The 13625-nt window shown below is 67.4% G+C and carries 13 protein-coding genes; 8 read left to right on the plus strand and 5 right to left on the minus strand.

Features of this window, described 5'->3' with window-relative positions; all coding sequences use genetic code 11:
- Positions 1-3: 3 nt before the first annotated feature.
- The 3 genes from NX784_RS20575 to NX784_RS20585 all read right to left on the minus strand — a co-directional run bounded on the left by NX784_RS20575 (position 4) and on the right by NX784_RS20585 (position 4438).
- Positions 4-1290 (minus strand): c-type cytochrome, encoded by a 1287-nt coding sequence (locus NX784_RS20575; protein WP_370662956.1) that lies wholly within the window; start codon positions 1288-1290, stop codon positions 4-6.
- Complete coding sequence (locus tag NX784_RS20580; RefSeq protein WP_370662957.1) at positions 1287-2006, minus strand: c-type cytochrome; 720 nt, start codon at positions 2004-2006, stop codon at positions 1287-1289. The genes NX784_RS20575 and NX784_RS20580 overlap by 4 nt, the downstream gene beginning before the upstream one ends.
- Positions 2007-2167: 161 nt before the next feature.
- On the minus strand, positions 2168-4438 hold the full coding sequence (locus NX784_RS20585) for a hypothetical protein (RefSeq protein WP_258818559.1): 2271 nt from the start codon (positions 4436-4438) through the stop codon (positions 2168-2170).
- A gap of 274 nt (positions 4439-4712) precedes the next feature.
- Here NX784_RS20585 and NX784_RS20590 point away from each other — a divergent pair, with 274 nt between their 5' ends.
- Entirely contained in the window at positions 4713-5717 is a 1005-nt protein-coding gene (locus NX784_RS20590) for a sulfate ABC transporter substrate-binding protein (RefSeq protein ID WP_258818560.1), read from the plus strand.
- Positions 5718-5721: 4 nt separating this feature from the next.
- On the opposite strand, the gene NX784_RS20595 is transcribed toward NX784_RS20590, so the two are convergent.
- Both NX784_RS20595 and NX784_RS20600 read right to left on the minus strand, forming a co-directional pair.
- Positions 5722-6111: a lysozyme inhibitor LprI family protein gene (locus NX784_RS20595; RefSeq protein WP_258818561.1), complete on the minus strand. Its 390-nt coding sequence runs from the start codon at positions 6109-6111 to the stop codon at positions 5722-5724.
- Between the two features lie 318 nt (positions 6112-6429).
- Positions 6430-7683 (minus strand): MFS transporter, encoded by a 1254-nt coding sequence (locus NX784_RS20600; RefSeq protein WP_441295347.1) that lies wholly within the window; start codon positions 7681-7683, stop codon positions 6430-6432.
- Positions 7684-7737: 54 nt separating this feature from the next.
- On the opposite strand from NX784_RS20600, the gene NX784_RS20605 reads away from it, so the two are divergent.
- The 7 genes from NX784_RS20605 to NX784_RS20635 all read left to right on the plus strand — a co-directional run bounded on the left by NX784_RS20605 (position 7738) and on the right by NX784_RS20635 (position 13571).
- Positions 7738-8643 (plus strand): LysR substrate-binding domain-containing protein, encoded by a 906-nt coding sequence (locus NX784_RS20605; protein ID WP_258818562.1) that lies wholly within the window; start codon positions 7738-7740, stop codon positions 8641-8643.
- A 121-nt stretch (positions 8644-8764) separates the two neighbouring features.
- Complete coding sequence (locus NX784_RS20610; protein WP_258818563.1) at positions 8765-9487, plus strand: tetratricopeptide repeat protein; 723 nt, start codon at positions 8765-8767, stop codon at positions 9485-9487.
- A gap of 37 nt (positions 9488-9524) precedes the next feature.
- A complete protein-coding gene (locus NX784_RS20615; RefSeq protein ID WP_258818564.1) occupies positions 9525-9971 on the plus strand; it encodes a VOC family protein in 447 nt (148 codons plus the stop codon).
- Between the two features lie 111 nt (positions 9972-10082).
- A complete protein-coding gene (locus NX784_RS20620; RefSeq protein WP_258818565.1) occupies positions 10083-10427 on the plus strand; it encodes a UxaA family hydrolase in 345 nt (114 codons plus the stop codon).
- On the plus strand, positions 10424-11653 hold the full coding sequence (locus NX784_RS20625) for a UxaA family hydrolase (protein ID WP_258818566.1): 1230 nt from the start codon (positions 10424-10426) through the stop codon (positions 11651-11653). Before NX784_RS20620 ends, NX784_RS20625 begins: the two co-directional genes overlap by 4 nt.
- 1 nt (position 11654) lies before the next feature.
- On the plus strand, positions 11655-12665 hold the full coding sequence (locus NX784_RS20630) for an aldo/keto reductase (RefSeq protein ID WP_258818567.1): 1011 nt from the start codon (positions 11655-11657) through the stop codon (positions 12663-12665).
- A 39-nt stretch (positions 12666-12704) separates the two neighbouring features.
- Positions 12705-13571, plus strand: a complete 867-nt coding sequence (locus NX784_RS20635) for a fumarylacetoacetate hydrolase family protein (protein WP_258818568.1) — start codon at positions 12705-12707, stop codon at positions 13569-13571.
- Positions 13572-13625 lie beyond the last annotated feature (54 nt).

Raw genomic sequence — 13625 nt, forward strand, 5'->3', positions numbered from 1 at the left:
CCTTCACTCGACCGTGGCCGAGCGCAGTTCGTTGACTTCGCGCGCCGTGACGGGCGCGCCCCGGTTGCCCCAGGCGGTGCGGATGAACGTCACCACCGATGCGATCTCGTTGTCGTTCAATTCCTGCGCGAACGGCGGCATCCCGTACGGCATCGGATTGCGTCGTGTTCCGGGCGGATAGCCGCCGTTGAGCACCATGCGGATCGGATTCACGGCGGAGCTCATGCCGATCGACTGGTTGCGCGCCAGCGGCGGATAGTGCGGCAGTTTGCCGCGGCCCTCGGCGCCGTGGCACGACGCGCACCGCGCCGCGTAGATGCGCCGGCCTTCCGAGTACGCCTGGTTGACGTCGGCCCGCAGCGGGCCCTCGGCCGGATCGGACGCGGGACCCTGGTCGGCCGGCAGGCTTTTCAGGTAGACGGCCATCGCGCGGACGTCGTCGTCGCTCATGAACTGCAGGCTGTTGAACGTGACTTCGGCCATCGGGCCATAGACGGTGCCGCGGTTCGACACGCCTTTCTGCAGCAGGTCGACGATGTCCTGCAGCGCCCAGTTGCCCAGGCCCGCCTCGCGGTTCGACGTCAGCGACGGCGCATACCAGTTCTGCATGGGGATCAGGCCGCCCTGGAACGCCTTTTCCTGCGACGAGCCGCCCAGCGCATTGATCGGCGTGTGGCACATCGCGCAGTGGCCCAGGCCCTGCACGAGGTAGGCGCCGCGGTTCCACTCGACGGACTGGCTGCGGTCCGGCTGGTATTCGCCTTCCTGGAAGTACAGCGTGCGCCAGCCAATCAGCAGCGCGCGGTTGTTGTAGGGGAAGCGCAGGTCGTGCTCGCGCGACGCCTGGCGCACGGGCGGCACGGAACGCAGGTAGGCGAAGATGGCGTCGCTGTCGGCCCGCGTGACCTTCGTGTACGACGCGTACGGCATCGCCGGATACAGCAGATAGCCCTTCGGGGAGCGGCCCGTGTGCATCATCGTGTAGAAGTCGTCCGCGCTCCAGCTGCCGATGCCCGTCTCGCGGTCGGGCGTGATGTTGGGCGAGTACAGCGTGCCGAACGGCGTCGGCATCGGCCGGTTGCCGGAAAAAATCTTCGCGCCCGGGATCGTGTGGCAGGCGATGCAGTCGCCCGCCTGCGCGAGGTAGCGGCCCCGATCGACGACGGATGGCTGCGCCGGCGCCTTCGCGGCGCTCGTCTGCGCGCGCAGCGGGGCCCGTGCGGCTGTGGCGAGCACCATCAGCAGGCCGGCCGCGACGACGGCGTTGCGCAGCAGGGTACGCGTGCTCATGGCTGGCCTCCTTTCTGCGGCTGGCTGCCGCACGCGAGCGGCAGGCGCATGCCGGGCTGGCGCAGCGGACGGGCCGTCGTGACGGGCAGCGAGGCCAGATAGGCGGCCACGGCCGCGACTTCCGGCTCCGACAGGCTGGACGCGACGAACTGCATGCAGTCCGGCGCCAGCGCCGTGCGCACACCGAAGCGCCAGGCGCCCAGCTGCGCGCTGACGTAATCGGCGCGCAGGCCCAGGAGGCCGGGGATGCCGGGTTCACGGCCGCCCAGTTCGGCGCCGTGGCATGTGATGCACGCGGGGATCTTCTTGGCGGGGATGCCCTGCGTCACGATGCGTTGCCCGTCGCGCACTTGATCCGGCGAGCGCTTGACGGCGGGCTGCACGAGGGGCGGCGGGTTCAGCGCGGCGAAGTGTTCGGCCATGCGCATCAGGTAGGCGTCGGGCAGGTAGGCGAGCAGGTAGTTCATCGGCACGTACTTGCGCCGGCCGTCGCGGAATGCCACCAGCTGGTTGTACAGATAGCCGGCCGGCTTGCCCGCGAGCCGCGGGAAATACACGTTTTCCACGCCGCGGCCCTGGGCGCCGTGGCAGCCGGTGCAGGCTTGCACCCGGGCTTCCATCGTGTCCGGGATGCGGTCGGCCGCCGTCGCCTGCGCGTGCACACAGCCGGTGGCGAGCGCACCGCTTAGCCCAATTACGCCGAGAATTATCTTCATTGAATAAACCCCGCAGCCTGGTCGCGCCCGATCCGAAATCTAGCACGCGCGGGCCATGGGGCGACGCACCGTTGTGCGAACCGGAGGATTTGCGCGGCCGCCGGAGGGCGGCCGCAAGACGGGGAGCTGGGGGTGGGCAGCGGTGCGCGCTGCGTTTCGGCTTACTGGGTCGACGTGCCGACCACCAGCCCGCGCGCACCGATGTAGACGGTGCCGAAGACCTTCGGATCGCCCGTGATCACCGACGAGGCGCCGTACTGGTGCTGGGCGTCGTCGATGCGGATCCAGTTCGCGCCCATGTCGGTGGAGCGGAAGATACCTTGCACGCCGCCCACGGTGCCGGACAGGTACATTGCCGGATACGTGGCGCCGGCCGCCGCCTTGCCGAAGCCCAGTCCTTTCGCCGCGCTCACGTTGGCCAGCTTGGTCCAGGCGCCGCGGCCCCAGTCGCGGTTGTGGTACAGGCCTTGCCAGTTCACGAGCCACACGTCACCCGCGACGCCGACGGGCGTTACGAGTTTATCGGACCATGTCGGAATGCCGTTCGTGCTGGTGCTGGAGTTCGCCGTCCACCAGCTGGCGCCCCGGTTGTTGCTGAGATAGAGGATGCCAGGCTGGCGGTCGTACGCGTAGAACACGGTCGGATCGGCGCCGTCCGCGGTGATCAGCGCGGATTGCGGGACCCCGATCGTCTGCCACGAGTTGCCCATGTCCGTCGAGCGCACGGTCGGCGCATCCCACGTCGACCAGATGATGGACGTCGTGGCGGGGTTCGTGCTGGTGTCCGTCGATATCGCGACATAACCACCACCCTGGGTCGACGGGCCATTGCTGCCGAACGCGTTCCAGCTGTAGCCGCCGTTGTAGGAGACGGCGCCGAGCGCCGAGCTGCCGCCGTTGCCGACGCGGACCACGAGCCGGGAGTCGGTGCGCGCGTAGTCGAGCGAATCGGTGTCCTTGCAGGATGGCCCGGTGAACGTGTTGGGCGGCGCGGTCTTGACGTCGTAATGCACGAAGCCGCAGATATCGCCGGCGCCGCTCAGCACGGGATACGCGTTCCACACGTTGGGCACAGGCGATTTAAGGTCGAGGATGGCCGTCTCCTCGACGCCGTTCTCGCCATAGGCCCAGTTGGTGCTGGCCGCCGTCAGGTTCTTCGTCTCCCAGATACCACCGCCGAAGCTGACGAAGGCGTGGTTGACGTCGTACGGGTCGAGCAGAGAGCCGCCCCAGTTGCCGAAGTCGGTGACCGGGCCGTTGGTCGCATTCCACGGGGCCGCGCTCGTGTCGAAGCTGGCGTGCGGCAGGATGTCGGTCCACGTGGCGCCGCCGTCCGTCGTGCGGTACATGGTCTCGACCTGGGCACCGTTCCACGCGTACCAGTCGATCGTGTTCACGGTCAGCCAGCCCGGGCGCCACGGATCCACCGACAGGCCCGCGAAGCCGTACGGCTTGGGACTCGCGGCGCCGGGCGGCGTGATGCTGGTCCACTGGTCCTGGCCGCTCTGCACGTTGATCTTCCAGACCTCGCCGTCGACCAGGCCGCCGGGCCCATAGTTATTGCCTTGCCACGTGGCCGCGCGCGAGAACGTCACGTAAAGATAGCCGTCCGGGCCGATCTGGCCGCGCTGCGGGAACAAGCCGGTGCCTGCGGAGCTCCACAGCGGCGTCCACGAATTGCCGCCGTCGCTGCTCTTGTAGATCGTGTTGCGCGCGTTCGCGGCCGACTGCGTGTTCACGCCGGCGTAGAGGATCGGCGTCGCATTGCCGTTCGTGCCCGACCCCTTGTGGAAGGCGATGAAGGCGACGCCGGCGCCCGTGCCGTCGCTCGTCAGGACGTTGAAGTTCGGCAGCCGGCTCCAATGCGCGCCGCCGTCCGTGCTCTTCCAGATGCCGTTGGTCGACGCGTTCGCCGTCGAGTTGCCGGTGCCGTAGAACAGGATGTTGCCGTTGTTCGGATCGACCTGCAGGCGCTCGCCGACCTGGCGTCCGTATTCGTTGCCGCCCGTCGAAAACGGCAGCGCCAGCGTGGTGAACGTGCGGCCCTGGTCGTTCGAGGCCATGAAGATGCCTTTCTGGCTGCCGTCGCCGTACCCGCCGCCGCCGATCATGTAGAACTTGCTGGTATTGTTCGGATCGATGGCAATCGTGTCGACGCCCATCGCGTAGCCGAGGCTGGGCGGCAGCCAGTCGTTCAATGCGATCCACGTGCTCGTCGCGGCGTCGTAGCGGTAGGCGCCGCCGACGTCCGTCTTGGCGTAGAACAGGCCTTTCTGGCCCGGGTGGGCGAGCATGCCGTCGACGTAGCCCGAGCCGCCGATCTTCACGTTACTCCAGGTATAGGTCGGCGCGGCCGCGGCGTCGGACATGGTCGCCGTGCCGAACGCCGCCAGCAGGGCCATCGTCACGCCCGTGGATGCAAGCAGTTTCATTTTGTTCTCGCTTTCGTCGGATGAAGGAGTGTCCCGGCGTCTCCGTGCCGGTAATGACTTCGGTCGCAAATCTATCGAAAAGTCACCGCGGATGATTGTGCGCCCGCCCGCGATCGCTCTTCCATCGCGAAATCCGTCAGCCGGTGCACGAAATCCCGTGACGACGCCGCTCTCGCGATATGAAGAAACCGGATAAGCAAGACCGAAAGTATTCGTTCGCATTCCGGTCCGCCGTGCTTACGCTGTGGCTTCCGAACCCTGAAGAGAGAACAAGATGCTGGTAAAAAAACTGATCCAGGCCACCCTGGCCATCGCCCTCGTTGCCCCGACCGTGCATGCGGCCGACGTCACCCTGCTGAACGTGTCGTACGACCCCACGCGCGAGCTGTACCAGGACGTGGGCAAGGCGTTCGCCGCGAAGTGGAAGGCGCAGACGGGCGACAACGTCACGTTCAAGGCGTCGCACGGCGGCTCGGGCAAGCAGGCGCGGTCCGTGATCGACGGCCTGCAAGCGGACGTCGTGACGCTGGCGCTCGCATGGGACATCGACGAGATCGCCGAGCGCGGCCTCGTCGCCAAGGATTGGCAGAAGCGCCTGCAGCACAACAGCTCGCCGTACAACTCGACGATCGTGTTCCTCGTCCGCAAAGGCAACCCGAAAGGCATCCATGACTGGAACGACCTGATCAAGCCGGGCGTGCAGGTGATCACGCCGAATCCGAAGACGTCGGGCGGCGCGCGCTGGAACTACCTGGCCGCGTGGGGCAACGCGCTGAAGCAGCCGGGCGGCAGCGAAGCGAAGGCGCGCGACTACGTGGCGAAACTGTTCAAGAACGTGCCCGTCCTCGATTCCGGCGCCCGCGGCGCGACGACCACGTTCGTCGAGCGCGGCATCGGCGACGTGCTGATCGCGTGGGAAAACGAAGCGATCCTCGCCATCAAGGAACTGGGCCCGGACAAGTTCGAGATCGTCGCGCCGAAGCAGAGCATCCTGGCCGAGCCGCCTGTGGCCGTTGTCGACAAGGTCGTCGACAAGCGCGGCACGCGCAAGGTGGCGGAAGCGTACCTGCAATTCCTGTACACGGACGAGGGCCAGGACATCATCGCGAAGAACTACTATCGGCCGATCAATGCGCAGGTCGCACAAAAATATGCGGCGCAGTTCCCGAAAGTGAGCCTGTTCACCATCAACGACGTGTTCGGCGGCTGGACGAAGGCGCAGAAGACGCACTTCGCGGACGGCGGCACGTTCGACCAGCTGTACCAGCCGGGCAAATAAGGCGTCAGCGGGGGTGGCGCGGGGGACAGGTCCCGCGCACGCTCGTGCAGGCGGCGTAATGCTTCAACTCGCCGATGCGGTCTTCCGTCATCTCCTGCTTGCAGATCGATACCACCATCGGGTGCATGCTGCCGCCCTCGACGTCGGACGCGGAAAACGCGCAGTCGCGATCGCGGAAGGCGATCCACGCACGCTGGGCTGCGACGAGCTTGTTCAGGTCGCGCTCGTCGAGATTGTTCTTCAGGTCGCGATAGGCATCGTTCAGTTCCAGGTCCCGCTCGATGAAATGGTATTCGGCGCACCAGGTCATCGATCGCTGCGCGCCATCGCAGCTGTCGAGCAGTTCTTTCTCCGTCACGTACGTGACGCCGGTGCGGCGGACGAATTCCTTCATCACACGGTCGTTGCCCGCTTGGGCGTACGGAATGCTCAGGAGTAGCAACAGGGATAGCGCAATTTTCATCGATGGGCCCCAGTGAGAACAGTCGTGTTCGGAGCAGCGCGAGCGCGTCGGCCCGCGCTGTCAGGATGGCCCAGTGTATGGCGGATGTTGCCTAATCGCAAGTATTGCGGAGATGTCAGCGATGACGAAACTCGGCGGGGCCGGGGGAGCCGGCCCGCGTCGTGGCGCAGGCCGAGAACTGTTTCCGACGATTGCGGCGGGCCACGGCCACCACGAGAGCATGCTGGCGAAGGGCAGCTGGTTCGCGCATCAGGCGGGCGACCACGCCTGAGGCACGGGCGCCAATGTGCGCAGCCGCAGCGAGATCAGCATCGCCGCGCCGAGCAGGACACCCAGCAGCGCCACGACGCCGCCCCAGCCGCCATGCGCCCACAGGATGCCGCTCGCCCACCCGACGACGCTGGAGCCGAGGTAGTAGCAGCACAGGTACAGCGCGGAGGCAAGGGCCTGCTGCGTGCGGGCGCGCCGGCCCACCCAGCTGCTGGCGATCGAATGCGAGGCGAAGAAGCCGAACGTGTAGATGGCCATGCCCGCGACGATGAGGACCACGTTGTGGGACAAGGTCAGCAGCAGGCCCGCGACCATGAACGCCATCACGGTCCACAGCACGTGGCGCCGGCCCAGGCGGTCGGCGCGGCGCCCGGCCCACGTGGCGCTGAAGATCCCCAGCAGGTACAGCAGCGAGATGCCGCCGACGACGCTCTGGCGCAGCCCGAACGGCGCGCCGAGCAGGCGAAAGCCGATGAAGTTGTAGGCGCTGACGAAGCATCCCATCAACAGGAACGACAGCGCGAACAGCCACGGCAGCCCATCGTCGCCGAGGTGGCGGCGCAGGCCGTGCAGCATCGCCGCGATGCCGCCGGACGACGGCCGGAAGCGGGTTGATGCCGGCAGGCTGCGCCAGAATTCGGCGGCGCCCAGCAGGCCCATGACACCGAGCACGCCCACGGCGACGCGCCACGAGAAGAAATCGGACAGGACGGCTGCCAGCATCCGTCCGGCCATCCCGCCGAACGCGTTGCCGCTGATGTACAGTCCCATCGACGCCCCGAGGGCGGCCGGCTCGATCTCCTCGCTCAGATAGGCCATCGCGACGGCGGGCATGCCGCCCATCGCAAGGCCCAGCAAGGTGCGTGCGACGAGCAGCTGCGTGTAGCTCTGCGCGAACGCCGACAGCACGCTCATCAGGCCGGACACGACGAGCGCGGCGACCATCATCGGCTTGCGCCCGACGCGGTCGGACAGCACCGACGAGAACAGCAGCGACACGGCCAGCGCCGCGGTCGACAGCGACAGCGACAGGCTGCTTTGCGCGGGTGTCAGCGCGAATTCCTGCGCCAGCAACGGCAGCAGCGGCTGCACGCTGTACAGCAGGGCGAAGCAGGAAAAACCGCCGAAGAACAGGGCGCGGTTGGTGCTGCGGTACGAGGGCGGCGAGGCGGGAAGGCTGGACATGGCGGCGGGACGGTGGAAGCAGTGCGAGGTCCCATCGTAGGATTGCACGAACTATGTGTCCAATATATATTTGTGGCGTTACTTATCGCTTAAACAGATAACATGGAACTCAGGCACTTGCGTTACTTCGTGGCCGTCGCGGAAGAGCTGAGCTTCACGCGGGCCGCGGAACGGCTGCACATCGGCCAGCCGCCGCTGAGCCAGCAGATCCAGGCGCTGGAACACGAGATCGGTGCTCGGCTATTCGAGCGCAACAAGCGGCGCGTGCTGCTGACGGAAGCGGGCCGGCTGTTCCTGGCCGACGCGCGGCGCGTGCTGGCGTTGTCCGACCAGGCGAAAGAAACGGCCCGGCGCGCGCACCTGGGCGAGGCGGGCGAGCTGCGGGTGGGGTTCACGTTCTCGACGCCGTTCACGCCGCTGTTCGCGAACGTCGTGCGGCGCTACCGCCAGCGCTACCCCGACGTGCTGCTGACGTTCCACGAGGTCGCCACGCAGCCGCAGCTGACGCGCATCGAGGCGCGCGAGCTGGACGTCGGCTTCGTCCGCCCGGCCTCCATGCCGCTGCCGCGGTCGGTGGCGCTGACGATGCTGCGCCGCGACCCGCTGCGGCTCGTGCTGCCGGCGGGTTCGCCGCTGGCGCGCAAGAAGTCGATCGCCGTGAAAGACCTGGCCGGCCAGGCTTTCGTCGTGTTCCCGAAGGATGCGGGCACGGGCATTTATCACCAGATCTTCGACCTGTGCCGCGCCGCGGGCTTCACGCCCGACATCGCGATGGAGGCGGGCGAGCCGTCGACGATCATCGGCCTCGTCGCCGCCGGCTGCGGGATCTCGCTGCTGCCGAGCTCGTTCGAAGGTATCCATATGGACGGGATCGTGTACAGGCCGCTGGCCGACCCGGAGGCGACGACGGCGATGCTTCTCGCGCGTCACGCGGAAGGGGGCGGGCCGCTCGTGGATGCGTTCGTCGCATTGGCGGAGGCTGCGGCGGCGGAACGGTCGTCTTCGTGATAATGCGTGAGTATTTCCGGTCGGGCGGAGTGATATGGTGGCGTATTGTTAGGCCGTCACACCCGGCCGCATCGGCTCGCCCGCAGCACTCATCCACCCATCACGACCAAGGACTCCAATCTTGCGCCTGCACCATCTCCTCGCCGCCAGCATCCTGCTCTGCCAAGCGGTGCCGTCCCACGCCGGCACCGACAATCCGCCAGCGGCATCCGCACGCGCCGCCGAAGCGGAACAGCAGCAACAGGTGGACGCCGCGGCCCGGCTGCTGCAGCAGGGCAAGCCGGCCGAGGCGATCGACGGCGTCGACAAGGTGATCGCGCACTTCGAGGCGCTGCGCAAGGACAAGACGGACCTCGCGTACTGCGCCCGCAGCCCGGCGGAATACCTCGTCTATCTGCTGCAGGCCACCAAGGACGGGACCCCCGCCAGCGTGTACGGCCCCGCGTGGTGCGATGCGTACTTCCTGCGCGGGTATGCGCTGATCGAGCTGGGCCGCATCGGCGAGGCCCGCGCGGCGCTCGAGCGGGCCGTCCAGCTGGCGCCCCGGGAAGCGCATTACCGTTCCGAACTCGCTGAGCTGTATGCGCGCGAAAAAAATTGGGACGAAGCCCTTGCAGCGTTCGATGCGTCCGCTAAAGTGGCGGAAGAATCCGTGGACAAGGAGCACAATAATGCGGAGCTGGGCAGGGCGCTGCGCGGCAAGGGATTCGTACTCGTCGAATTGGCCAAGCTCGACGAGGCCGAGGCCATGTACCGTCGGTGCCTGGAGATCGACCCCGCCGACAGGAAGGCGATGAACGAACTGCGCTACGTGCTGCAGCGCCGCCAATCCAGTCAACATTGACGGCGCCGCGCGCCGGACGGGAACGCAAGGAGACATCATGGCAGTGAAACGGTTGGACAACGTCGGCATCGTCGTCGAGGATCTCGATGGCGCCATCGCGTTTTTCAAGGAACTCGGCCTCGAGCTGGAAGGACGCGCGCCGATCGACGGCGAGTGGGCGGGCCGCATCACCGGTGTGCACGGCCAGCGCGTCGAGATCGCCATGATGCGCACGCCGGACGGTCACAGCCGGCTCGAGCTGTCCCGCTTCATCGCGCCGCCGGTGGCCGACGACCACCGCCGCGCGCCCGTGAACGCCCTCGGTTACCTGCGCGTGATGTTCGCCGTGGACGACCTCGACGATACGCTCGCGCGCCTGCGCCCGCACGGCATGGAACTCGTCGGCGACGTGGTCGACTATGCGAACGTGTATCGGCTCTGCTATATCCGCGGCCCGGAAGGCATCCTCCTCGGCCTCGCCCAGGAACTCGGGGGCGGCGCCTGAGCTGTTGTAAGTGTCGCCCGTTTGCTGCACTGCAGCGAAGCAAATGGTCGTATGTTTTGAATTTATAGAATACAATTCGTGACGAACTGAAGTCATCAACAAAGGATCGTCATGTCCAGCACCACCCCTGCGCAGGGCCACGCCGGCCACCTGCTGCTCATGTCGCGCGAGGATAACTGCCTCATCGCGCGCGTCGACCTCAAGGCCGGCGACGTCGTCGCGATCGACGACCGCAGCGTGAGCCTGCCGGGCGACGTCCGGATGGGCCACAAGGTCGCGCGCCGCGATCTGGCGCCCGGCGAGAAAATCCTGCGCTACGGCGCCATCATCGGCACCGCGACGGCGCCCATCGCCATCGGCGCGCACATCCACACGCACAACCTGGAAAGCGACTACATCCCGACGTACACGCTGGACCAGGACGGCCACCACTTCATCGGAAGCAAAGCATCATGACCACCTCCACCGATCTCGCCAACATCGCCCTGACGGGCTATCCGCGCGCGGACGGGCGCAAGGGCATCCGCAACGTCGTCGTCGTCGCCTACCTCGTCGAATGCGCCCACCACGTCGCGCGGCTGATCGTCAATGCGTTTCCCGGCCAGGAGGTGCACCTGATCGGCTTCCCCGGCTGCTATCCGAACGAATACGCCGACAAGATCATGCGCAGCGTGCTGACCCACCCGAACGTCGGGGCCGCGCTGCTCGTGTCGCTCGGCTGCGAGAGCTTCGACAAGGGCGGCCTCGCGCAAGCCGTCGCCGACAGCGGCCGGCCCGTCCACACGGTCACGATCCAGGACGTCGGCGGCACGCGCAGCGGCATCAACCGGGGCGTCGAGTGGGTGCAGTGGGCCGTGGAAGACCTGGCGCGCCAGGAACGCGTGCCGATGCGGGTCGACGAATTGATCGTCGCCACGATCTGCGGCGGGTCGGACAGCACGAGCGGCATCACGGCGAATCCCGCCGTCGGCGCGGCGTTCGACCAGTTGATCGCGGCCGGCACCGCCTGCGTGTTCGAGGAAACCGGGGAGCTGGTCGGCTGCGAATTCCACATGAAGCGCCGCGCGGTGACGCCGGAACTGGGCGACGAGATCGTGCGCACGGTCGAAAAGGCGTCGCGCTACTACACGATCATGGGCCACGGCAGCTTCGCGCCCGGCAATGCGGACGGCGGTTTGACGACGCTGGAAGAGAAATCGCTGGGCGCGTACGCGAAGAGCGGCGCGTCGCCCATCAGCGGCATCCTGAAACCGGGCGACCTGCCGCCCACCGGCGGCCTGTATCTGCTGGACGTCGTGCCGGACGGCGAGCCGCGCTTCGGTTTCCCGAACATCTCGGACAACGCGGAAATCGTGGAGCTGATCGCGTGCGGTGCGCACGTCACCCTGTTCACGACGGGACGCGGTTCCGTCGTCGGCTCCGCGATCTCGCCCGTCATAAAGGTGTGCGCGAACCCCGCCACGTACGAACGGCTCGCGGAAGACATGGACGTCAACGCCGGCCGCATCCTCGCGGGTCTCGCCAGCATCGACGACGTCGGCAGCGAGATCGTCGACCTCATCGCCCGCGTGGCGAATGGCGAGCGCACGAAATCGGAAGACCTGGGCCACCAGGAATTCATCCTGACCTACAAGCAGTTCGAGCCGATCGGGCCGGGCTGCCTGCCGTTGAAGGTGGCTTGACATGGACGTCACGCAAGCGCGGCGCCTGCCGCACGGCGGCCTCCCCGTCACGGCGCTGGGCCTCGGCTGCGCCCAGCTGGGCGGCCTGTACGATCCGATGACGGAGCTCGATGCGCTGGCGCTCGTCGACGCCGCATGGGACCTCGGCATCCGCTATTTCGACACGGCGCCGTATTACGGTTTCACCTTGTCCGAGCACCGGCTCGGCGCGGCGCTGCGCGGGCGTGCGCGCGACGCGTACGTGATCAGCACGAAGGTCGGCCGCCTGATGCGTCCCGACCCCGGCGTGCGGCCGGGCGAGTGCGGCTGGGCCGCGCCGCTGCCGTTCCGTCCTCAATACGACTACACGTACGACGCCGTGATGCGCTCGCACGAGGACAGCCTGCAGCGCCTGGGGATGGACCGCGTCGACATCCTGTACGTGCACGACATCGGCCGCGTCACCCATGGCGATCGGCACGCCCATTACTGGAACCAGCTGACGGAGGGCGGCGGTTTCCGCGCGCTCGAGCAGTTGCGCGCCGAGGGCGCGATCAAGGCGTTCGGCCTCGGTGTCAACGAGTGGGAAGTCGTGGCAGAAGCGCTGGACGTGTGCGCGCTCGACTGCGTGCTGCTGGCGGGGCGCTATACCTTGCTGGAACAGGCATCGCTCGCGCCGCTGATGGACCGCTGCGCGCGCGCGGGGACTGGTGTCGTGATCGGCGGCCCGTTCAATTCCGGCATCCTCGCCGGCACCAACAAATTCAATTACGAGGACGCGCCGCGCGCCGTCGTCGAGCGCGTGCAGGCCCTCGCGGCCGTGTGCCGCGAGTTCGACGTGCCGCTGCAGGCCGCCGCGTTGCAATTCCCGATGGCCCATCCGGCCGTCGTGTCGTGCATCCCCGGCGCCCAGCATCCCGCCCAGCTGCGCCAGAACGCGGCGTGGTTCGGCCAGCCGCTGCCCGCCGGACTGTGGGGCGCCTTGAGGCGCGCCGGCCTGCTGGACGCGGCCGCGCCGGTGCCGGCGCCGTAACGTTTCACCATTCAATGCAACCCGTACCGAAGGAATGACATGAAATTGCTGCGATTCGGCCCGAAGGGCGCCGAGAAACCTGGCCTGATGGACGCCAACGGCGTGATCCGCGACCTGTCCGGCGTGCTGCCCGACCTGACCTCTGCCCAGCTGGCCGCCGGCGCACTGACGCGCCTGGCCGACGTCGACCCGAGCCGCCTGCCGGCCGTCGAGCAACCGGTCCGCTATGCGCCGGTCGTCGCCGACATCGGCAAACTGATTTGCGTGGGCCTGAATTACTCCGACCACGCGGCCGAATCGGGGATGGCCGTACCGGCCGAGCCGGTGCTGTTCACGAAGGCCACGAGTTCCATCATCGGCTGCAACGACGCCGTCGTGCTGCCGCGCGGCTCCGTCAAGAGCGACTGGGAAGTGGAGCTGGGCGTCGTGATCGGCAAGCGCGCGCGCTACGTCGACGAAGCCAGCGCCCTCGACTACGTCGCCGGCTATTGCGTCGTGAACGACCTGTCCGAGCGCGAGTACCAGCTGGAGCGGGGCGGCCAGTGGGACAAGGGCAAGGGCTGCGACACGTTCGGTCCCGTCGGTCCGTGGCTCGTGACGAAGGACGAAGTGCCCGATCCGCAAAACCTGGACATGTGGCTGGAAGTGAACGGCAAGCGCTACCAGACGGGCAATACGCGCACGATGGTGTTCACCGTCGCGCACCTGGTCAGCTACATCAGCCGTTTCATGACCCTGCAGCCGGGCGACGTGATCAGCACGGGCACGCCGCCGGGCGTGGGCCTCGGCCAGAAGCCGGACCCGGTCTACCTGGAACCGGGCGACCGCATGAAGCTGGGCATCGCCGGGCTGGGCGAACAGGCGCAGACGGTCCACGCCTGGAACGAGGCACTGATCGACGGCTGAGCGGCCGGCGGCAAAACAAACACACAGGCGCCGCGAGCGCCGACACGGAGACTT

It is taken from the genome of Massilia pinisoli, assembly GCF_024753285.1.
Lineage (GTDB): Bacteria > Pseudomonadota > Gammaproteobacteria > Burkholderiales > Burkholderiaceae_D > Telluria > Telluria pinisoli.

Bases quoted from the DNA above. Each gene is read 5' to 3' on its own strand.
- NX784_RS20635 (WP_258818568.1), top strand. From the start codon at position 12,705: ATGAAATTGCTGCGATTCGGCCCGAAGGGCGCCGAGAAACCTGGCCTG.
- NX784_RS20630 (WP_258818567.1), top strand. From the start codon at position 11,655: ATGGACGTCACGCAAGCGCGGCGCCTGCCGCACGGCGGCCTCCCCGTC.
- NX784_RS20575 (WP_370662956.1), bottom strand. From the start codon at position 1,290: ATGAGCACGCGTACCCTGCTGCGCAACGCCGTCGTCGCGGCCGGCCTG.
- NX784_RS20585 (WP_258818559.1), bottom strand. From the start codon at position 4,438: ATGAAACTGCTTGCATCCACGGGCGTGACGATGGCCCTGCTGGCGGCG.
- NX784_RS20615 (WP_258818564.1), top strand. From the start codon at position 9,525: ATGGCAGTGAAACGGTTGGACAACGTCGGCATCGTCGTCGAGGATCTC.
- NX784_RS20625 (WP_258818566.1), top strand. From the start codon at position 10,424: ATGACCACCTCCACCGATCTCGCCAACATCGCCCTGACGGGCTATCCG.
- NX784_RS20620 (WP_258818565.1), top strand. From the start codon at position 10,083: ATGTCCAGCACCACCCCTGCGCAGGGCCACGCCGGCCACCTGCTGCTC.
- NX784_RS20595 (WP_258818561.1), bottom strand. From the start codon at position 6,111: ATGAAGGAATTCGTCCGCCGCACCGGCGTCACGTACGTGACGGAGAAA.
- NX784_RS20580 (WP_370662957.1), bottom strand. From the start codon at position 2,006: ATGAAGATAATTCTCGGCGTAATTGGGCTAAGCGGTGCGCTCGCCACC.
- NX784_RS20605 (WP_258818562.1), top strand. From the start codon at position 7,738: ATGGAACTCAGGCACTTGCGTTACTTCGTGGCCGTCGCGGAAGAGCTG.
- NX784_RS20590 (WP_258818560.1), top strand. From the start codon at position 4,713: ATGCTGGTAAAAAAACTGATCCAGGCCACCCTGGCCATCGCCCTCGTT.